Source organism: Sphingobium sp. BS19 (genome assembly GCF_027925545.1).
GTDB lineage: Bacteria > Pseudomonadota > Alphaproteobacteria > Sphingomonadales > Sphingomonadaceae > Sphingobium.
Genome location: NZ_BSEF01000010.1, coordinates 181378 through 201145 on the forward strand (window position 1 = coordinate 181378; position 19768 = coordinate 201145).

The window sequence follows — 19768 nt, forward strand, 5'->3', positions numbered from 1 at the left end:
CTCTGCAGAGATTTCAGAGACGGACCACCCTTACAACCCAACAGCCACTTACGTTAGCGATGTTACATTGGGGTTCAGTGTGCGCCGAGCCGCCTACCCCGATACTGCAGAGGTTTACTGCGAAACATGCAACAAAAAGGTTCGCTGAGCCAGCGTAGGAACTCTACTCCCGGGCACCGCTAAGCTTTACGAGGAGGTGAGGGCGATCACCTCCATCGACGAGTATTGCACTGCGGCGTAGACTAGACCAAATATCCGCCTTGTTATTCCGGTGCAGGTGCACCCCCGCTTTCAGATAAGCGCTGCTGAAGCCACGTGCGGCTAATGACCTTCAGACCTTCGTGCCAAGGCTCGTTACTAGATATGTTGAACGACAAGGCTTCAAGGTCAGCCATGATGAGATCACGACCAGCCCTGGTATCGTAGCTCGTACTAGCCCACTCCGCCTCAAAGAATTGCGGGTCCAGCGTCGCGAGGACGTCCTTCGTAACGTCGCGGACTTTATCCGGATCGCCGGGATCAACCTGATCCCGCAGGCGAGGGTTTCGCGCCCAGGTCTTGATGGTGGAGCAAACGAACTGCGTCATGCAAGTCATGCCGACTTTGGAGAGCAGCTTGCTGTTGGCGACAAAAAGGTCAGCCCATTCTTCCTTGATGACCGTCCACATGGCGATCAGAAACGCATTGAGGCTGTCGAGATCTTCGAGTTCGCCAAAACCGAGCGACTTTGCTTCAGACGCCATCGCCTCGATCGCTGCCGGCACGACGATGCGCTGCTCTGGGGGATTGTTCGGCCACGCGACCATTCCCCGAAACGGGCTATCTGGATCTTCGTCCAGAACGCCCACCGACCCTAGGTTGGCGTTCAAAGCTAAGCGCGCGCTCTTGAGCCTCGTCTCGAGTTGATCATCGGCGTAGTTGAGCGCAAGCGCGCGGAGATGGTCCGGCGGAACCTTCGCGGATTTGTTATTGATCACGAGGAATTGGAAGGCCATCTCAAGATCTGAGGCTTCGATGAGGCCGACCACTGGTATAATGGTGTTTGGGTCAACGGCCTCCAACCCGCGCATGCGGTGCTGACCATCGATTATGAGGCCTGGATGAGATCGGCCCTCTTGTGTTTCGAACCGCAGCTTTCGGACTACCCCTTCGCCTTCAACAATGACGCCGCGAAGACCAATCACGATGGCAGTTGGGATCGTATTAGAAGGATTGTCGGCGAAAAAGCGTCGGATGCTCGCGATGCGACTTTTCTTGGGCTCGCGCTGCGGCGCCAAACGGTTGTCGGGCCCGAGCCGATCGACATCGGCCCATTCCGAGACTTGGCCTGCAGGAGCGTGGAACATCGCCAACAACGGGCCTAAACCGTCCGCTCGTTGGTGAAACACAAAGGCATCATACTCATACTGCATTAGTTCGGCGTCCAGTTTACGCTGGTGCGGTCCACGTCATGAACCCGCAAATTGAAAAAGTCGTAGCCCTGATCGGCGTCGATCCGCACTGGCGCTTCGCGCGGACCGATAGCGAGCAGGGCGTCCTTGAGAGAGCTACCATTGACTTGTGCATAAGACATCGCGGCTCGGATGTGGAGGGCTACCCTGACTTCGCGAGGTAGGCTCCTCAATCCGCTCTCTTCGTCGATATCAGAGAAGGCTATGGGTTGGACCCAGGCCATCTGCCATGAAGCTATATGGCTTTTGGCGTTGTTGCACCGCGGACAGGCCGGGAGAAGGTTCTCCAGGACCGTGTCACCCCCGAGCGCGCGGGGCCAAATATGGTCGGCGGTCGCCGCAAGCCCATCCGGCCCTGGTGCGTCCTCATAGGCAATCCCGAACATGCGACCACAACTGTAGCAACTGGCAGGCCCGCCTCGAATATCACCGACGTACTTTCGCAGGTCGAACGCTGGACCGGCTTCACCCGGCACTTCGGGCATGTCTCGAGCGGGCTGCCGCCTACGGACGAGCGGGCCTTTCTTGCTACCCTGATTGCCGAAGCGACCAATCTTGGGTTGTCGCGCATGGCCGAGGTATGCGGCGCAGGGTCACGCCGCGCGCTGCTGCGCATGCAAACATGGCACATGCGCGAGGAAACCTTTCGGGCGGCGCTCGCCTGTCTGACCGACGCCATCCACGCTGAGCCGATCGCGGCCTGGTTTGGGCAAGGACACCGGGCTTCCGCAGATGGCCAGGCCTTCTACCTGGGCGGGCCGGGCGAAGCCGGCGGAGCGGTCAATGCCCACTATGGTCGCGACCCGGTGGTCAAGATCTACACCACCATCACCGACCGCTATGCGCCGCTGCACCAGACCGTGATCGCCGGCACGGCAGGAGAAGCCATCCATGCGCTCGACGGCATTCTCGGCCATGACAGCAACGCCGATCTGACCGCGCTGCACGTCGATGGAGGCGGCGTTTCCGACATCGTGTTCGCGACCATGCATCTCCTCGGGCTCGATTTCGAGCCGCGCATTCCCCGCCTGTCCGACCGCCGCCTCTACGCGTTCGAACCCTCGAAGCGTTATGGCAGGCTTGCGCCACTGTTCGGTCACAGGCTCGACCGCGACCTGATCGTCAGCCACTGGCCGGATATCGAACGTGTCATTGGCGCGATGCGTAACCGCACCGTTACGCCCTCGCTGATCCTCAAGAAGCTATCCGCCTACCGCCAGCAGAACAGCCTCGCCGCGGCGCTGCGCGAGATCGGGCGGATCGAGCGCACGCTGTTCACGTTGCGCTGGTTCGAGGATCCGGCTCTGCGCCGTACTGTCACTGCCGAGTTGAACAAGGGCGAGGCCCGCAACAGCCTTGCCCGAGCAGTCGCCTTCCATCGGCTCGGCCGTTTTCGCGACCGTGGCCTGGAGAACCAGCAGACCCGAGCAGCCGCGCTCAACCTCGTCACCGCTGCGATCATCCTGTTCAACTGCCGCTATCTCGGGCGCGCCATTGACGAAATGCGCCAGCGAGGAAGCCAGATCGATCCGGCTATGCTGTCCCGGCTCTCACCGTTGGGATGGGATCGCATCAATCTCACCGGCGATTACGTCTGGTCCGATCGCCTCGATCTCGATGCCAATGGCCTCATGCCGCTGCTCATCAAACCGCTACCGTGAATCTGTGTCCCTACAATGCACAGGGGCCGGCTTGCGGGGCTGACGCTCGGCCTGCTGGCCGTGGCGCTCTTCCTGTTCCCTGTCGCCGCGAGCATGGCCGAGCTCAGTGGGATCATCGTTGCTGCCGGCTGGAGCTCGGCAACCCTTCGATTGGTCACCAGCTTCTGGATCAGCGGTGCGGCAGCCCCTTCGGGTCTGAAGCTCGGTCTCCAGCATTCCGCCGCCAGCATCGGGCAGGCGCTCGCGCCGCTGGCGATCGCTGTGGTCGCTCCGGGGGCACAGCACTTAGTCTTGTGGGGGATTGGTGGTCTATCGCTAGCGCTGCTTGTGTCCCTGCCGCTAGCCTGGAGGCCGCCCGCCATCGGAAAATCATCTGCGCGATGAGGGGAGGGGCGCATTGATGCGTAGAGTAAAGGAGGGGCCACTGTCCCATGCTCATCGTTCTTCCGGGAGTCATTTCATGAAGACCCGCCTATCCGCCGCCTTGCTGTTCCTCGCCATGCCCGGCGTAGCGCTTGCGGCCAGTGATGTCGTCGTCCACCGGGATCCGGGATGTGGATGCTGCGAGAAGTGGGCGCAGGCCGTGCGCGAGAAGCTGGGACGCAAGGTCGTCATGCGTGACGATGCGTCGCGCAACGAGCTTCAGCGCAGGGCCGGCATGCCCCGGACGCTGGCGTCCTGCCACAGCGCGATCGTCGATGGCTATATGATCGAGGGCCATGTCCCGATATCCGACGTCAAGCGCTTGCTGGCGACCCGTCCTGCGGGTGTCAAAGGCATTGCGGTTGCAGGGATGCCGATCGGTTCGGAGGGCATGGAAGTGGCAGGCGCTGCCCACCAACCCTATACAGTAGTGTCGTTCGGCAGCGCCGGTCAGCGTACTTTCGCCCGGCACTGATATCGCTCGCGTCACAGGTCTGGTCAGGATTGCCTGTCTATAGGGAAGGCATCGCCTGACCGGCTGATGCAGGCCCAATAGATGATGCTGCCAAGGGCGACGACAATGCCCATGATGGCAAAGGATTCCATGCTTGAATGGCTCAAAAGCCAGATCGTGAGAAGGAGGCCACATGCAGGAATGACAAGCCCCCCGGGCAGCGCGAATTGCCCTGGATCTTTCGGCAAGCTCTTCTCGATCTTCGGCAAGGCTGCAATGCACAAGGCGTAGGTCATCAAGCGGACCGAGGTGCTCAAGAGCACGAGCCACACGAACTGCTGCCCGACGGCAAGCGCCAGACTGAGCGCTCCGCAGAACAGGATCGAGTTCGCCGGCGTGCGGGTTCTCTCGTTCACAATACCGAACCACATGGGGAGCGTTCCATCGCGGGCCAGTGCGAAGGTGAGGCGTGGCGCGGTGAGCAAAGACGTCAGACTGCCTCCGCCAATCGAGAATATAGCGCCCAGCGAAAGGGCTATTGCCCCGGTCGCTCCTGTCAATCGCCTCGCCAGCTCGACGAGTGGTGAGGCGCTGTTTCCGAGGTCGGGGCCTACCGAGACGGCTACGAGCTGGATCAGAGCATAGCAAAGGGCGATGGCGATCACCGTACCGATCAAGGCGCGGGGAACGGTTGCCTTTGCATTCCGTGTTTCACCCGCGGCGATGAGGCTGAACTCAAAGCCGATAAAGGCGTACATCAGGACGAGCATCGACTGGCCAAGCTGCGTGGGCGCGATCAGACCGCTGTCGACGACACGTGCCCACTCGATGGCGGGGAAGCCGATGACGATCAGTAGCAGCAATGGGGCGAGTTTCAGGATGCTGATCAGGTACAGGACCGTCATACCGGCGCGCACGCCCATGGCATTCAGAAGAGTTGACCGTCCCGAAGCTACCGTTCAGCTCGCCTGACACCGTCTTCGTCGGGAGCGGATTAGGGACAGGGGTTACACCACTTAACGTAATCGCCACACTCGACCTCCGCTTTGTTGCGGTAGGATGTCATTGCCGCTTCGGCGCTCGGCCGGAGTCGAACGTGGAGGACGTTATGGGAGTTTTTGCAGCACTGGATGTGTCACAGGAGGAGACGGCGATTTGCCTGGTTGGGGCGGAAGGTGAGATTCTCGCGGAGGCGAAGGTGCCGACCTGCCCTGACGCGATAGCCGACTGGCTAGCGAAGCGCGCCGCGGATGTCGAACGGGTGGGAATGGAGACAGGTCCCCTTGCCGTCTGGCTCTGGAACGCGCTGACGAAGCGGCGTGTCCCGATCATTTGCCTGGATGCGCGTCACGCTAATGCGGTCCTCAAAATGATGCCAAATAAAACCGACAGACATGATGCTCGCGGCTTGGCTCAGATTGTCCGCACAGGTTGGTTCAAGGCTGCCCGGATAAAGAGTCATGAGGCCTATGTTAACCGGGCGATGCTGACAGCGCGCGATACGCTGGTTGGCATGCGTGTGAAGCTTGAAAATGAGATCAGAGGGTTGCTGAAAACGTTTGGCGTGATGTTCGGAAAACGGGTTGGGGGCTTCAAACGCCGTGCGACGGAGATCATCACAGGCGAGCTGGCAGTCGCACCGGAGCTCATACCTATCTTTGAAGCGTTGATGCACGCCCGGAGTGAAATTCTAGCCCGTATTGCCGCTCTCGATGGCAAAATCCGGGCGGTAGCCAAACAGCATGGTACGGTACGTCTTTTGATGACAGCGCCGGGAGTCGGACCGATCACCGCGATGGCGGTAACTGCAGCATTCGACGACGCCGAACGCTTCAACCGATCTTCCAGCGCGGGCGCTTATCTCGGTCTGACGCCAAGGCGCTACGAATCTGGCGAAATCAGCCGGAACGGGCGCATCTCGAAAAGCGGTGACAGGTTCGCTCGAAAATGCCTGTACGAAGCAGCAAATGCGATCTTGTCTCGAAAGCTTGGCGGCCCTCGCCTGCGTGAGTGGGCACAGGCGATCGCAGGCCGAACCGGGCCTCGCAAAGCGAAAGTCGCCCTGGCCAGGAAGCTGGCGGTAACATTGCACGCAATGTGGCGTACCAACACGACCTTCCGGGAGGCGGCCATGGCCTGATCCAAATCCGAAGCAATACGCTGAACTCAAGCGCGACAGAACGCGTCCCGCTGGGACGCTTAGCGAGGGTGAGATCGTTCCCGCGAGTGCGGCACGGACCGCGCACACCACTTAGATTCACCCTACTTTGAACGCTAACATGCGGCGTCCAGCGCGACGACCGCGGAGAGAACCCTGGAGCCCAGCGCGCGTGACGAACCGCAAAGAGGTCAGCTGTTGACAGTGGCGATTAGAGAACGATGCCGGACGTGCTGGGCTATGCCCGCGTCTCCACCAGCGACCAGGACCTGGAGGTGCAGCGTCGCCGGTTGCGCGACGAAGCGGGCGCGATCCGCGTGTTCGACGATGTGATCTCGGGCAAGAGCTTCGATCGGCCCGGCCTAAACGAGCTGATTGGCTTCTGCCGACCCGGCGATATCATCTGCGTCGTCCGGCTCGATCGCCTCGGCCGATCGCTCAAGGAGCTGCTGGAAACCGTCGACATGTTCAAGGCGCGCGGGCTCGCATTCCGTTCGCTGGAGGAACGGCTCGATACATCCTCGGCTGCAGGCGAGCTGGTGTTCCATGTGTTCGGTGCCATCGCGCATTTCGAGCGGCGGCTGATCGTCGAGCGCACCCGCGACGGCATCGCCGCGGCGCGCGCGCGGGGAAAAGTGCCTGGACGCCCTACGCTCGACGCCGACAAGCTGGCGTCGGCGCTCAAGCTGATCGAGGCCGGCGTGCGTCCGGCGCAGGCGGCGAAGCAGCTTGGGCTTGGCCGATCCACTCTCTACCGCGAACTCGCTGCACTCAAAACCGAGGCACCCACCACGCCCGCACTCAACGCCGCAGAATGAGCCGTAACGTCGTGGCTGTCATCGTCTCTGACATATAGCTGACATCGACTTTGAAAACCGACAGCTCCGGCCGCGATCGGCGGGGCTGTCGCGCGAACGACCGTTCGCGGGAGATTACTCGAAATCGACGCAATGCCTCCCGGATTGTCTATTGCGATGCATTACCAACTTCTCTACTCAGTTGAGAATAGTTCGCAAAGGGGCGGTGTGGTGAAAAAATCTGGTTTTGCAGCTATGTTCAGCTTTGGGGTGATTGCCGTCCCAGCAGCGGCTCAGGCTCAGGATCAGCTTGCCTTGGCGCAGGGAAGTCCCTCGCAGACGATCATCGTGACCGGCGTTCGGGACGGCTACCAGGCTGATACGACCAGCACCGCCACCCGCACGCCGACGGAGCTCAACGACGTCCCCCAATCAGTCTCCGTTATCACGGAAGCGCAGATTGACGATCAGGCGATGCGCTCGATCGCCGACGTGCTTCGCTATGTACCCGGCGCGGTGATCTCTCAAGGCGAAGGCCACCGCGATCAGATCATCCTGCGCGGTAACAACAGCACCGCGGATTTCTTCGTCGATGGCCTGCGTGACGACGTGCAATATTACCGCGGCCTCTACAACGCAGAGCGGATCGAGGTTCTGAAAGGCCCCAACGCGATGATCTTCGGGCGCGGCGGTGGGGGCGGGATCGTTAACCGCGTCACCAAGCGCCCGGGTGCCAACGCCTTCATCAGCAGCAGCGGCTCGGCGGACACATATGGCGCATGGTATGTCGATACCGACATCAATCAGCCGATCAGTGGGTCCGCCTCCGCTCGGCTGAACGCCGTTTACGAGGAGTTCAGCAGCAACCGCGACTTCTACGACGGACGCCGGTTTGCGATCAATCCCACCGTCGCGCTCTCACTTGGCGCCACCACCCGGATAGACCTGGGCTTCGAATACAATAATGACAAGCGCACGATCGATCGGGGCGTCCCCTCAGCTACGCAAGGCTCTCTGACGAGCCCGTCACGCCCCCTCACCGGCTTCCGCGACACCTTCTTCGGTGTGCCGGGGTTCAACGTCAGCGATTTCGAGGCCAAGGTCCTGAGCGGGCGCATCGAGCATCGGTTCGGCGACAACCTGATTCTGACAAGTCGGGTCCTGTATGGCGACTATGACAAGCTCTATCGAAATGCCTTCGCGGTAACCCCGGTCACCCTGCGCGGGGGCGTCCAGAGCGTCGGCCTTGAAGCCTATAGCGATCCCACGACGCGCAAAAACCTGCTCAACCAGAACGATCTCGTCTGGACGGTTACGACCGGACCCGTTCGCCATGTGCTGCTCGCCGGCTTCGAGTTCGGCGATCAGCGCACGCGCAACCAGCGGATCAATGGCTTTTTCGAAAGCGGCGATATCGTGAACGGGGGCCGGCGCGCGTTTGTTGGGTTAGCTGACCGGATCACGGTGCCGCCGGTCACGCTGCGCACCACCGCCAATACCGGCTACCGGTCGATCCGGACAAACGCCGACGCCACTGCCTTCTATGTGCAGGACCAGATCTCGATCGGCGAACATGTCGATGTCATCGGCGGCGTTCGCCGCGACCGCTTCAAGCTTAGCATCGACGATCTCGTCGCCGGGCGGAGCTATAGCCGGACCGACACCCTCTGGTCTCCCCGTTTGGGCGTAGTGTTGAAGCCGGTGCAACCCGTATCGATCTACGCCAGCTATAGCCGGTCCTTCCTGCCCCAGTCAGGCGATCAGTTTTCATCGCTCGACATAACAAGCGCCGCGCTGGAGCCGGAGAAATTCGACAATTACGAACTCGGCCTCAAATGGGATATCTTTCCAACGCTTAACCTGACCGCTGCCGTCTACCGGCTCGACCGCACCAACACTCGCGCGACCGACCCCAACGACGCCACGCGGACGGTGCTTACGGGCGCGCAGCGCAGCAAAGGGCTAGAGATCGGCCTCAGCGGCGCGATCACACCCCAATGGCAGGTTAGTGCGGGCTATGCCTTGCAGGACGCGGAAATCCGCAAGACAACGAGTGCGGCTCCTGCCGGCCGCGATGTCCCGCTCGTGCCCAAGCAGCAGGCCTCGCTCTGGACCCGCTACGATTTCACCCCTCGCTTCGGGGCCGGTGTCGGCGTCTACCGCCAGTCCAAAAGCTTCACCTCGGTCAGCAATACCGCCGTCCTGCCCGCGTTCACCCGCGTCGATGCCGCCGCATTCTTCAAACTCACCCCCCGGGTCGAGGCGCAAATCAACGTCGAGAACCTCCTCAACAGCAACTATTTCTCGTCCGCCTACAACGACAACAACATCATGCCCGGTGCACCGACGACGGCGCGAGCGACGGTTAGAATGAGCTTTTAGACAGGTGGGAGTTTTCCCGTTGCTGCTGGATGCTTCACCACAGTCGTTCAGCATGCGCTAAACCGCCTCCTCGTTGGGGGGGCACACTGAACCGCCCCATTCATTTCCTCCAGAAGTCGATAGTGTCGGTCCATCTACCGAGCCGCTACCATTCTTTGACGATTCCGCTGGCCATCGTCCAGCTCCTGCGGGCAGCGGCATGGCCATGTGCCGCTGCCCGGCTCACGAGCAATATCGGCGGCTTGTCGCCAATCGCGCTATGTGGCCGCGATAAACGTCGGCATATGTACGGCCATGCCCTTGCCGGCAGCCGCCACGCACATAATAGTCGCCGCCTCGCTTGACCTAACGAGCACCATGGTTGCCGCCGTAGCTGCGCTCGGAATGTCAACAGAGGTTAATCAGGGAAATTGAAACAGCGGGACGCGTGGATCGCCGGCCTGCGTGCGAGCTGTGAACGATTGGACGCAATGGAAAAGTGCGCCGCCGCGCCCGGGGGCGTTCCCGCTTAGTGACATTCGTTCACGTCGGATTCGAGGGGTGTTCGCCGGCCGTGCGTAAAGGATGTGAGCACGGCGGAGGAATGAACATGGATATGGATTTGGACAGCGCCTTGCGCCGCCTTGCCGAGCAGCCGCTTCATCCCCGGCTCGCTGAACTGGAAGGCGATGTCATGCGGTTGATCGCGGCGGAGCGGCGCGCCGGCGGCGGAGTGACACTGCGGACTGGCATGCTGGCAGCGGTAGGCGCAGTCGCCTTGGGAGTGGTGGGCGGCGGCTTGTCGTCCGCAGCGGCGACTGCGCAGGTGCCGGCGCTGACACCTTTCGGGCCCGCCACGCCGCTAGCGCCTTCGACCTTGCTGGCGTTCCAGTGACGAGCAGCGCCCGGAGAACGATGCTGATCGCGGCCGTCGTGTTCTTGGCAGCGATCGCAGGCGTGTGGGCTGGGCGCGAGTTGTTCCCTTCCCCACCGAGCCCGGGCGTGGAACTTCATAGCTTGCTCCACGACGGGCTCGAGCTGGACGAAGCTCAACGGACCAAGCTCGAGACGCTGGAGTCACGCTTCGCCGTTCGAAGGCGTGCCTTGGAGCTTGAACTCAGGGCCGACAACGCCCGGCTTGCCGACGCCATCGAGGCCGAACATGGTAACGGGCCGCAGGTCGCGGCGGCCGTCGATCGTTCGCACGGCGCGATGGGCGAGCTCCAAAAGGAGACGTTGAACCATATGTTCGCGATGCGGCAGATCCTGCGGCCCGACCAGGCGAGGACGTTCGACCGCGCGGTGGTGAAGGCGCTGACCGCAGACGCGCGGTGAGTCTTGAACTTTCGGCCTGCACGGACGGCGAACTCGCCGCCTTGACGCTCGCTGGACGTCAGGCCGCCTTCGCCGAGATCATGCGCCGGCACAAGGGGCCGGTTTACCGCCTGATCCGTGCACATATCGGCGATGCCGAAGAGGCGCTTGACCTCACTCGGGAATGCTTCGCGTCCGCCTTTCAGAACCTGCCAAGATGTGACGGAGATCGGCCGCTCGCTGCGTGGCTGGCCCGCGTGGCGATCAACAAGAGCCGCGACTGGCATCGGCGGCGTCGCATACGCCAGATATTATCGTTCGCCTCTTCGCTGCCGCCCGAGACGATGGAAAGTGAGTGGGACGAGGCGCCAGGCGCCGACGCGGTAACCTTCGATCGCGCAGAACTAGTCCGGCTTTCGCGCGCGGTGTCCCAGCTGCCGGCCACGCTTAAGGAGACGCTCTTGCTGCGGACCGTGGAAGGCTTGTCCCAAGGGGAAACTGCCGCCGCGCTGGGGATCAGCGGCAAGGCCGTGGAGACGCGGCTCCGGCGCGCGCGAATAAAATTGTCGAATATTCTTAATTGCGCATGAGGGGGCGGGCTGGTTCATGCGTAATAAGGGGTAATGTCAGCGGCGGCGTCCCCCGGCTGCAAGCATTGAATTGGAGTGAAGGAACAGCATGAGCCGCAATCTGAACCGGCGCGACGTGATGCGCGGAACCGCCATGCTCGGCGGCACGCTGGCCATGTCGGCCTATCTGCCAGCCTGGGCGCAACCTGTGTCGCGCGGCATCGCCAAGCCGCTGCCGACCGTATCAGGCACGGAAATCGCGCTGACGATCGACCGGATGAAGCTGGTCATGGACGGAATTACAACGCCCGCGATCGGGGTGAACGGCACGGTCCCGGCGCCACTCGTCCGCCTCAAGGAGGGCCAGAAGGTCCGGCTCGCGGTGACCAACAATCTTGACGAGGATAGCTCGATCCACTGGCACGGTCTCATTCTGCCGTTCCAAATGGACGGCGTGCCGGGCATCAGTTTCCCCGGCATCAAGGCACGTTCGACTTTCGTGTACGAATTTCCAGTCGTGCAGTCAGGCACCTACTGGTACCACAGCCACTCGGGCGAGCAGGAGCAGGGCGGGCTCTACGGCCCCATCGTCATCGATCCCGCGGGACCCGACCCGATCGCATTCGACCGCGAGCATGTGATCGTGCTCTCCGATCACAGCCAGATGACCGGTGAGGAGATCTTCCGCAAGCTCAAGCAGATGGGCGGTGCCTATTTCAACTATCAGCGCCCGACGCTGAGTGGACTGCTCGCCGGACGGGAAATGCCCCTCAAGGATCGCCTGAAGTGGGGGCAGATGCGGATGGACCCGGCGGACATCGCGGACGTCACGGGTTCGACCTACACCTTCCTGGTCAATGGCTTTGGGCCTTACGACAATTGGACGGGTCTCTTCCGGCCGGGGGAGCGCGTCCGGCTACGCATCGTCAACGCCGCGGCGCAGACCAACTTCAACGTCCGCATCCCTGACCTGCCAATGACAGTGGTGCAGGCCGACGGCCAGAACGTCCGGCCCGTCGAAGTGGACGAGTTCCAGATCGGGGTCGCGGAGACGTTCGACGTGATCGTGACGCCCGGCGACCGCGCCTACAGCTTCGTGTCCGAAGCGATCGACCGTTCCGGCATGGGGCGCGCCACCCTGGCACCGCGCGAGGGCATGATCGCCCCAGTCCCGCCGCTTCGCCCGCGCACGCTCCTGACCATGACCGACATGGGCATGGATATGGGAGGCATGAAGGGGATGGAGGGAATGTCGGGGATGTCCGACGAGAACCCGGTGGCGAAGCGCGGCCTCGACCCCACGGTCCAGCAGAACGCATCGCGTAACCTGTGGAAGCTAACCGGCTGGAAGGGACCGACTGACCACGGGGCGGTCGCGGTTGCGTCCGGGATGGCCGGCATGGCCGGCATGGATCATGGCCAAATGAACTCCGGCGCGATGGCGGGAATGGACCACAGCCAAATGGGTGCCAGCGCGTCGGGCATAACCCCAAGCCAGACGGGCAGCGGCGGCATGGCGGGGATGGACCACGGCGCCATGCAAGGCGGTGCAGGGCAGGCCGGTGGGATGGCCGGAATGGATCACGGCTCCGGGGGCATGGACATGAACATGCGCAACCCGAAGAACGCGCCCGGCGTCAAGATGGGGCCGGGGGTGCAGACCATCTCGCCGATGCCGAAGGACCGCACGGCCGAGCCGCCGCAGGGGCTGGAGGACGTCGATCATCGCGTGCTCACCTATCGCGACCTTGTCGCGCTGGATCGCAACCCGGACGCTCGTGCCCCGGCGCGCCAGTTGGAGATCCACCTGACGGGCAATATGGAGCGCTATATGTGGGGCTTTGACGGCCAGAAGCTCAGCGACCCCGCCGACCCCATCCCGTTCCGCAAGGACGAACGCGCGCGCGTCACCCTGATCAATGACACGATGATGCCGCACCCAATCCACTTGCACGGGCACTTCTTTGAACTGGTGACCGGGCATGGCGACTTGGCGCCTCGCAAGCACACGGTGAATGTAGCGCCTGGCGGCAAGATGACGTTCGACGTGACGACCGATGCGGTCGGCGACTGGGCGTTCCACTGCCACAATCTCTATCACATGACCGCAGGGATGATGCGTGTCGTGACCGTTCGCCCGATGGGCGAGGAGAATCGCGATGCAGCTTAAGCTCCTCCTGATCGCGAGCGGCGCAGCGCTCGGCCTGGCAACCCCGGCGGCCGCGCAGATGGACCATTCCAATATGCCCGGCATGAAGATGCCGCCGCCAAAGACGCCAGCGGTGAAAAAGCCTGCCGCTAAGAAGCCAGCAGCGACCAAGCCCGCCGCGCGCAAGAAGTCCGTGAAGCCCGCCGCCAAGTCGACACCGCGCGCGAAGGCGGGATCGGGGGCCAAGCCCGCCGCAAGTCGGTCCGCCAAGCCGCCGGCCCCTGGAGCGGTCGTTGCCGATCCTCACGCCGGTCATGACATGACGGCCATGCCGGGCATGACTACGCCTGGAGCCAACCCCAATCCTGGTGCCGGGCACGACATGTCGGCGATGCCAGATACCTCCGGCGGTGCCGCCCCCGGCCAGCCAGGTGCCATGCAGGGCATGGACCATGGTTCGGGCGCTATGCAAGGCATGGCAGGTCACGACATGGGAAGCATGCCTCCTTCGGCGACCGGCACGACAATGGTCGGGACCAACCTGCCGGCCGGCAACGCTCCGCCGCCGCCCATCCCGATGGATCGGGCCGCAGACCAAGTCTACTCTGCCCCCGCCATGGCGCATTCGCAGCAGCATCTGCAGTCGATGCACGGCGGCCAGAATTTCTCGCAGGTCATATTTAATCTGGCCGAATACCAGGTCCGCGACGGTCGCGACGCCTATCGATGGGATGGCGGTGCCTGGTACGGTGGCGACATCAATCGCCTGGTTCTTAAAACCGAAGGCGAAGGGAACTTTGGGAGAAGCCTGGAAAGGGCGGAGCTGCAGGCGCTCTATGCACGGGCGATCGGACCCTTCACCGACTTCCAGGCCGGGATTCGTTACGACTTCAAGCCCAACCCCTCCCGTGTCTACGCTACGGTTGGGTTCGAGAGCCTGGCCCCAGGCTTTTTCGATGTGGAGGGCGCACTGTTCTTGTCTAGCAAGGGTGACGTGCTCGGCCGCGTTGAAGGGTATTACGATCAGCGTATCACCCAGCGCCTGATCCTCCAGCCTCGTCTCGAAGCGGAATTTGCGGCGCAAGACGTTCCGGAAGACCGGATCGGCTCGGGCTTGTCGGACCTCGAGCTTGGCTTGCGGCTGCGCTACGAGGTGAAGCGCGAGTTTGCCCCTTATATCGGTGTTTCATACGAGCGCAGAGTGGGCCGCTCTGCTCGTTTTGCACGCGAGGACGGCGAGGATGCGTCATCGACCAGCCTTGTTCTGGGCATTCGCACATGGTTTTGAGGCCGATTGGGCTTTGTTGCGTTGACTAAGTCCAAGAAGGAGCAGGCAATGTTTAAGACACTTACAGCTCTGGCTCTGGCGGCGATGGCAGCGAGCCCGGCTTTGGCTCAGCAGCAGATGCAAGGCATGGACCACTCGAAAATGCAGGGCATGAACCACGACAACATGCCTGGCATGAACACGCCCTTCATGCCCGCCGAGATGGCGATGCACGAGAAGATGATGAGGGCCAAAGGCGCCAATGCAAATGAGACGTGGGCCCGCAAGATGATCGAGCATCACCGCGGTGCGATTGCCATGTCGCAGATCGTTCTCCGCGAGGCGCCCGATGCGAAGACCCGGCAAATGGCTCAGAAGTCTATTGCCGAGCAAAACAAGAGCATCGGTGAACTCCAGGCGATGCTCCGGTCGATGAGCAAGCGACCTCAGTGATAATCTTCGTTCCTCCCGCCCCACGAGGGGGCGGGAGGAATGACCAAGGAGTTTTTCCATGAAGACAGCTTTACGATCCGCGCTTACTGCCGCAGCCTTGTTGGTTCCGGTTGCCGTCAGCGCGGCCACCCCGATCGTTATGCACCGCGATCCCGGCTGCGGCTGTTGCGCCAAGTGGGCAGCACAGGTGCAGCGGCAGCTCGGGCGCCAGGTGCGCGTCGTCGATGATTCCAATCGCCCGGCGCTGCAGAAGCGCGCGGGGGTCCCTGCGGACGTCTCGTCTTGCCACACAGCAATCGCCGATGGGATGGCTTTCGAGGGCCACGTGCCGATTGCCGACATGAAGCGGGCTCTGGCGACCCGGCCCAAGGGTGTGCGAGGCCTCGCGGTCGGCGGTATGCCGCTCGGCTCGCCGGGAATGGAAGTGCCGGGCGTCAAGGCGCAGGCCTATGACGTGGTCGCCTTCGGCTCCACCGGGCGCCGCCTATTTGCCCGCCACGGCAGCTGATTGGCGATTTTTTCGGGGCGGGGCCGCAGGACGCGGTCGCCGCAGCTGGTGTAGCTCCACGGTCCAGTTCGTCTTGGAGAGCAGACGATGAGTTTCACAAGAGGATTCGGACGGGTGAGGCAACGGGAATTGATGAGTATGAATCAAGGAGTTGGGTGATGGGCGGTAAACGAGGCGGGGCCTTCGCTTTGCTCCTTGCGGTTGCAATGTCAGTAAGCACGTCGGCATCGGCGCATGAAGATCATGATGCGCTTGGGGCCGGTCCCGGGCCCACCGCTAACAGCGCAGTCGAGACTCAGAAAAAGGATAGAGCGGACGCCGGCGACGGCCATATGGACATGGGCTCTATGTCGACCGTGGACATGAACATGGGCGGCCGCGATATCGCCGGCGACGACATGGACATGGGCGGCATGCACGAGGAGACCGCCAACAAGAACAAAAGTTTCGGCGAACGGCTTGTGAGTTGGCTGGGCCGGCTTCACACCATGGTCATTCATTTTCCCATCGCACTGTTCATCGGTGCATTCGGGGTGGAGTTGTTCGGGTTGTGGCGCCGCAACCGGGACTATCAGCATGTCGCACACATAATGCTGGTCGTAGGCGCGCTCGGAGCTATCGCGGCAGCATTCCTGGGCTGGTTCGCAGGCGGGTTCTACCTGACCGACCGCAACCCGATCCTGATGACGCATCGCTGGCTAGGGACGTTGATCGCGGTCTTCGGCGTTGCGCTGGCTTGGATGGCAGCGCGCCACCGTAAGGGTCCCGAGCGGTCGCGGACGTTGTACTGGGTGTTGCTTGGCCTGATGACGCTGGCGATCTCCATCCAGGGGTTCCTTGGCGGAACCTTCATGCATGGCGGAATAAACCACTTGGCGTTCTGACCCAGTCCGGCTGTGTGCGTGAAGCGGTCGTTTCCTGAACAGGGACCGTCGAGGACGCGTCTCCGCCAAGGACGCGTCCTCGGCTGATCAGCGGATCGACTGAACCGCTTCGTTGCAAGCCTGTTCGCAGCGGCGACAGTGTTCAGCGCAGATGCGGCAATGCTCGTGCATGCTCGCATGCTTCTCGCACTCCTCCGCGCACAACCCGCAGGCGATGGCGCAGGCTTGAAGAACGGCGATCAGCGCTTGCTCATTGCTGCCGGTGCGGCGGGTGCCGAGCGAACCTGCCGCCAAGCAGATGTCGGCGCAGTCAAGGTTCAGACGAATGCACTGGCGAAGCTGTGCGACCATGTCTTCTGCCAGACAGGCATCAGCGCACGACGTACAAGTCTGAGCACATGAGTAGCACTCCTCGATACAGCGGATCAGTGCGTCGTTCGTGCTTCCCTTCACGTCCGGATGCGTGGCGATCATCTCTTGCATGTGTTGCATGGTTCTCTCCTGGTAGCGCGGTCTAACAACTGTCGAAGCAAGAGGTTACAAACCTGAAATGTTCCGGCCTTTGCGTTGGACCGTGCGGCCGCTTGGGCGTGTCGAGTAACCGCCGGCGCTGGTCGTAGCGCACCGTCGACGCCCACGCCGCCTGCGTGAGCGAGTCCCGGGATCGTGCTGCGGGATCATCGAACCGAGAAGCGCCGTGTCGCCGATCGTCGTGTGGGTACAAATCAGCGCTGGGTGGCGGCTTTCACTCGTTGCACTGCCGATGGTTCGCGCTACGTCGGCAGTACGCCCCGAGCGGGACACAGCCCGGCCATGGCGGATGCCAATCCGCTGTCGCGGTCGCGCAACAGGTTATGGATTGCGGTCGCAGCGACCGCTGCTTGTCCGGTCGCGACGCTGATCTGATCGAGCCCTTCCACAACGTCGCCAACCGCGTAGAGGCCAGCAACAGAGGATTGTTGGTGGGCGTTGGTCAGCACGCAACCTGATTCGCTGAGCTTCGCGCCCAGCGAAGTGGCAAGCCGCGTTCGAGGCGACGAGCCGAGCGCAGGGTAAAGCGTGTCGAATTGTAGCTCCAGGCCATTGGCCAACCGCACCTCGACACAATCGCCAAGACGCAGCTGCTCGACAGGCGAGGGCGCGACATCGATGCCCTGCTGGTTCAGCTTGGCAAATTCGGTCGGTGCGAGGTCGAGCGACCGTTCGGCGAGAAGCATGACCTTCGCGCCATAAGCGCGCAGGAATTCGGCTTCGTCAGCGCCGTGGCCGTCGCAGCCGAGCACCGCCACGTTCATTCGCCGAGCCTCATAACCATCGCAAATCGGGCAGTAGCGAATAAGACCACGCGCAACGCCGATGTCATGCATCGCATCAGGCATCTCGGGGCGTCGATTGACGACACCGGTCGCGAGCACGACGGTCCGCGCGTGCAGGACGTTCAGTCCGCAACTTGCCGAGAAGTGGTCGCCTGATGCGACGATCGCGTCGATCTCACCGTTCTGGACCGTACCGCCATATTCATGCAGCTGAGCCTGCAGGCGCGCAAGAAACGAGGCGCCCGAAATGCCGCCGGGAAATCCTGGGAGGTTGTGCGAGCGCGGGATGGAGGCGGCGCGCCCCGCCGCCGCGTCGTAAACGACGCAGCTCCTGAGAAAGCGGGACAGATAGATCGCGGTCGTGAGGCCAGCGGGACCACCGCCCACAATCAGACAATCGAGGACCTCCTCGGGATCGCCAGTCCAGCCTTGATTGGTCAACCGCAACCTCATCATTACCCCGCGAGCGCCCGTCAGGCCCGCGGCCACAGCTCGTCCGGACGGGAAGGCGCAGTGAAAAGCGCTCTGTACTCCCTTCTGAATACGCGCCGGTGCCGTTGACCCCTCATCGAGAGGGTGCGGCGGCACGAAAAAGATCGTGAGGGGTGAAACGTCCGGCTGCGTAATACAAGTGAACCCAATGGAAATGGAGATTGCCCAGATGCGTCGCTTGTTCATCACGACTGCCGCCGCCGCCTTGTTCTTCGCAGGCGGCGTCGCAAACGCGCACCCGAAGCTGGTATCCGCCAGCCCCGCCGCCAACGCGGCGGTTGCGACCCCGGAGAAGATCAGCCTCCAGTTCAGCGAGAAACTCGTGCCTGCTTTCTCCAAGGCCGAACTGATCATGGCCGCGATGCCTGGCATGGCGGCCATGAAGATGCCGAGCAGCGCCGCGGTCGGCTCCGACGGGCGTACGCTCACGATCATCCCGAAGCAGCGTCTCCCGCGTGGGCGTTACAACGTCGACTGGCAGGTCGTTTCCGGCGACACGCACAAAATCACTGGCAGCTACACCTTCACGGTGAAGTGAGCGGATGATTGACTGGCCGACCGTCGCCATCCGCTTGGCGTTATACCTCGTCCTGGCGGTGCTGTTCGGCCTGTCGGCGTTCAGCCTCTATGGCCTTCGGCTCGGCGAGCGCGAGGATGCAATCGCTCTGCGGCCTTGGCTTTCGGGAAGTGCTGTGCTCGGGTTGCTGCTCTCAGCCGCTGGCCTGATCCTCATGGCCTCGTCGATGGCCGGATCTCCATTCTGGCCGGTCGACGAGGCCGCGGTGGCTGCCTTGCTCGGAGGGCCACCGGTTGGCTCCGCCTGGAAGGTGCGCATGGTAGCGCTGGTCATTGCCGGGGGCGCGGTCCTACTGGCGCGAGGCAGAGCATCATGGCTGGCGATGGCCATGATTGCCGCCGCTACGGCGTTGGCGACACTCGCATGGAACGGGCACGGTGCCATGGACGAGGGAAGCACCGGATGGCTTCACCTGGGCGCGGACATTCTCCATCTCCTCGCAGGCGGTATATGGGTTGGCGCACTGTTCGGATTGCTTCTCCTGATGATGCGCCGCGCCGAGGCGATCGATGCCGCGCACCTTCAGCTTACCCATCGGGCGCTGCACGGCTTCGGGGCGGTGGGCACGCTCGTGGTTGCCATTTTAGTGATCACCGGCTTGATCAACAGCTGGCTGCTCGTGGGCCCAGCCAATTTCACGGCCTTGGGCACGACGCTCTACGGCTTGCTGCTGCTCGCCAAGCTGGTCTTGTTCGCAGCGATGCTGGGACTCGCGTCGCTTAATCGGTTCCGCCTCACGCCGGCCTTCGAACGCTCGATTGCCATGAACGATCATGACGGAGCGCTTATGACGCTGCGGGTCAGCCTGGCGGTCGAGACAACCTGCGTGATTGGTATCTTGGCGCTCGTAGCATGGCTCGGCACCCTCGCACCGCCCGCATCGGGCATGTAGGTGAGGTTAGCTCTGCTGGGTCTGTTGATGTATTCAAAGGTG

General features: G+C 62.5%; 19 protein-coding genes and 3 pseudogenes. 16 read left to right on the top strand and 6 right to left on the bottom strand.

Features of this window, described 5'->3' with window-relative positions; translation table 11 throughout:
• Nucleotides 1-263 precede the first annotated feature (263 nt).
• The 3 genes and pseudogenes from QMG56_RS13375 to QMG56_RS23465 form a co-directional block, all read right to left on the bottom strand.
• Nucleotides 264-1412 (bottom strand): DGQHR domain-containing protein, encoded by a 1149-nt coding sequence (locus QMG56_RS13375; RefSeq protein ID WP_281822846.1) that lies wholly within the window; start codon nucleotides 1410-1412, stop codon nucleotides 264-266.
• On the bottom strand, nucleotides 1412-1573 hold the full coding sequence (locus QMG56_RS13380; protein WP_281822847.1) for a hypothetical protein: 162 nt from the start codon (nucleotides 1571-1573) through the stop codon (nucleotides 1412-1414). Before QMG56_RS13380 ends, QMG56_RS13375 begins: the two co-directional genes overlap by 1 nt.
• 162 nt (nucleotides 1574-1735) lie before the next feature.
• A pseudogene (locus QMG56_RS23465) lies at nucleotides 1736-1936 on the bottom strand (hypothetical protein); the annotation flags it as partial.
• Here QMG56_RS23465 and QMG56_RS13385 point away from each other — a divergent pair.
• From QMG56_RS13385 to QMG56_RS13395, 3 genes and pseudogenes are all read left to right on the top strand, one after another.
• A pseudogene (locus QMG56_RS13385) lies at nucleotides 1865-3112 on the top strand (Tn3 family transposase); the annotation flags it as partial. The pseudogenes QMG56_RS23465 and QMG56_RS13385 sit on opposite strands and share 72 nt — an antisense overlap.
• 27 nt (nucleotides 3113-3139) lie before the next feature.
• Nucleotides 3140-3496: pseudogene (locus QMG56_RS13390) on the top strand (MFS transporter); the annotation flags it as partial.
• Nucleotides 3497-3572: 76 nt separating this feature from the next.
• Nucleotides 3573-4010, top strand: coding sequence for a DUF411 domain-containing protein (locus QMG56_RS13395; RefSeq protein ID WP_043150644.1), 438 nt, complete (start codon nucleotides 3573-3575; stop codon nucleotides 4008-4010).
• Between the two features lie 23 nt (nucleotides 4011-4033).
• Here QMG56_RS13395 and QMG56_RS13400 read toward each other — a convergent pair whose 3' ends face one another.
• Nucleotides 4034-4894 carry an APC family permease gene (locus QMG56_RS13400; protein ID WP_051519911.1) on the bottom strand — a complete coding sequence of 287 codons (861 nt, stop codon included), beginning with the start codon at nucleotides 4892-4894 and terminating at the stop codon, nucleotides 4034-4036.
• A 191-nt stretch (nucleotides 4895-5085) separates the two neighbouring features.
• Between QMG56_RS13400 and QMG56_RS13405 the strand changes: the two genes are divergently transcribed.
• The 11 genes from QMG56_RS13405 to QMG56_RS13455 all read left to right on the top strand — a co-directional run bounded on the left by QMG56_RS13405 (nucleotide 5086) and on the right by QMG56_RS13455 (nucleotide 16449).
• The gene (locus tag QMG56_RS13405; protein WP_256960009.1) at nucleotides 5086-6129 is read left to right on the top strand and encodes an IS110 family transposase; all 1044 of its coding nucleotides are present in this window, start codon (nucleotides 5086-5088) and stop codon (nucleotides 6127-6129) included.
• 239 nt (nucleotides 6130-6368) lie between these two features.
• Nucleotides 6369-6965 carry a recombinase family protein gene (locus tag QMG56_RS13410; RefSeq protein WP_021245550.1) on the top strand — a complete coding sequence of 199 codons (597 nt, stop codon included), beginning with the start codon at nucleotides 6369-6371 and terminating at the stop codon, nucleotides 6963-6965.
• Nucleotides 6966-7175: 210 nt separating this feature from the next.
• Nucleotides 7176-9326, top strand: a complete 2151-nt coding sequence (locus QMG56_RS13415; RefSeq protein ID WP_043150640.1) for a TonB-dependent siderophore receptor — start codon at nucleotides 7176-7178, stop codon at nucleotides 9324-9326.
• A 589-nt stretch (nucleotides 9327-9915) separates the two neighbouring features.
• Nucleotides 9916-10200 (top strand): hypothetical protein, encoded by a 285-nt coding sequence (locus tag QMG56_RS13420; protein WP_043150728.1) that lies wholly within the window; start codon nucleotides 9916-9918, stop codon nucleotides 10198-10200.
• Nucleotides 10201-10220: 20 nt separating this feature from the next.
• A complete protein-coding gene (locus tag QMG56_RS13425; RefSeq protein ID WP_037473048.1) occupies nucleotides 10221-10640 on the top strand; it encodes a periplasmic heavy metal sensor in 420 nt (139 codons plus the stop codon).
• Complete coding sequence (locus QMG56_RS13430) at nucleotides 10637-11209, top strand: RNA polymerase sigma factor (RefSeq protein ID WP_281822850.1); 573 nt, start codon at nucleotides 10637-10639, stop codon at nucleotides 11207-11209. Before QMG56_RS13425 ends, QMG56_RS13430 begins: the two co-directional genes overlap by 4 nt.
• An 88-nt stretch (nucleotides 11210-11297) precedes the next feature.
• A complete protein-coding gene (locus QMG56_RS13435; protein WP_043150636.1) occupies nucleotides 11298-13358 on the top strand; it encodes a copper resistance system multicopper oxidase in 2061 nt (686 codons plus the stop codon).
• Nucleotides 13348-14625 carry a copper resistance protein B gene (locus tag QMG56_RS13440; RefSeq protein ID WP_047100381.1) on the top strand — a complete coding sequence of 426 codons (1278 nt, stop codon included), beginning with the start codon at nucleotides 13348-13350 and terminating at the stop codon, nucleotides 14623-14625. Before QMG56_RS13435 ends, QMG56_RS13440 begins: the two co-directional genes overlap by 11 nt.
• Nucleotides 14626-14673: 48 nt before the next feature.
• Nucleotides 14674-15057, top strand: a complete 384-nt coding sequence (locus tag QMG56_RS13445) for a DUF305 domain-containing protein (protein ID WP_037472990.1) — start codon at nucleotides 14674-14676, stop codon at nucleotides 15055-15057.
• Nucleotides 15058-15115: 58 nt separating this feature from the next.
• On the top strand, nucleotides 15116-15565 hold the full coding sequence (locus QMG56_RS13450; RefSeq protein WP_051519909.1) for a DUF411 domain-containing protein: 450 nt from the start codon (nucleotides 15116-15118) through the stop codon (nucleotides 15563-15565).
• Between the two features lie 158 nt (nucleotides 15566-15723).
• A complete protein-coding gene (locus QMG56_RS13455; RefSeq protein WP_281822851.1) occupies nucleotides 15724-16449 on the top strand; it encodes a DUF2231 domain-containing protein in 726 nt (241 codons plus the stop codon).
• Between the two features lie 87 nt (nucleotides 16450-16536).
• Here QMG56_RS13455 and QMG56_RS13460 read toward each other — a convergent pair whose 3' ends face one another.
• Together QMG56_RS13460 and QMG56_RS13465 are read right to left on the bottom strand one after the other, a co-directional pair.
• Nucleotides 16537-16941, bottom strand: a complete 405-nt coding sequence (locus tag QMG56_RS13460) for a four-helix bundle copper-binding protein (RefSeq protein ID WP_043150631.1) — start codon at nucleotides 16939-16941, stop codon at nucleotides 16537-16539.
• A 281-nt stretch (nucleotides 16942-17222) separates the two neighbouring features.
• Entirely contained in the window at nucleotides 17223-18206 is a 984-nt protein-coding gene (locus tag QMG56_RS13465) for an NAD(P)/FAD-dependent oxidoreductase (protein ID WP_309298564.1), read from the bottom strand.
• Between the two features lie 220 nt (nucleotides 18207-18426).
• Between QMG56_RS13465 and copC the strand changes: the two genes are divergently transcribed.
• Entirely contained in the window at nucleotides 18427-18795 is a 369-nt protein-coding gene (copC, locus tag QMG56_RS13470; protein ID WP_037475981.1) for a copper homeostasis periplasmic binding protein CopC, read from the top strand.
• Between the two features lie 4 nt (nucleotides 18796-18799).
• Nucleotides 18800-19726, top strand: coding sequence for a copper homeostasis membrane protein CopD (gene copD, locus QMG56_RS13475; protein WP_037475979.1), 927 nt, complete (start codon nucleotides 18800-18802; stop codon nucleotides 19724-19726).
• The last annotated feature ends 42 nt before the right edge of the window (nucleotides 19727-19768 follow it).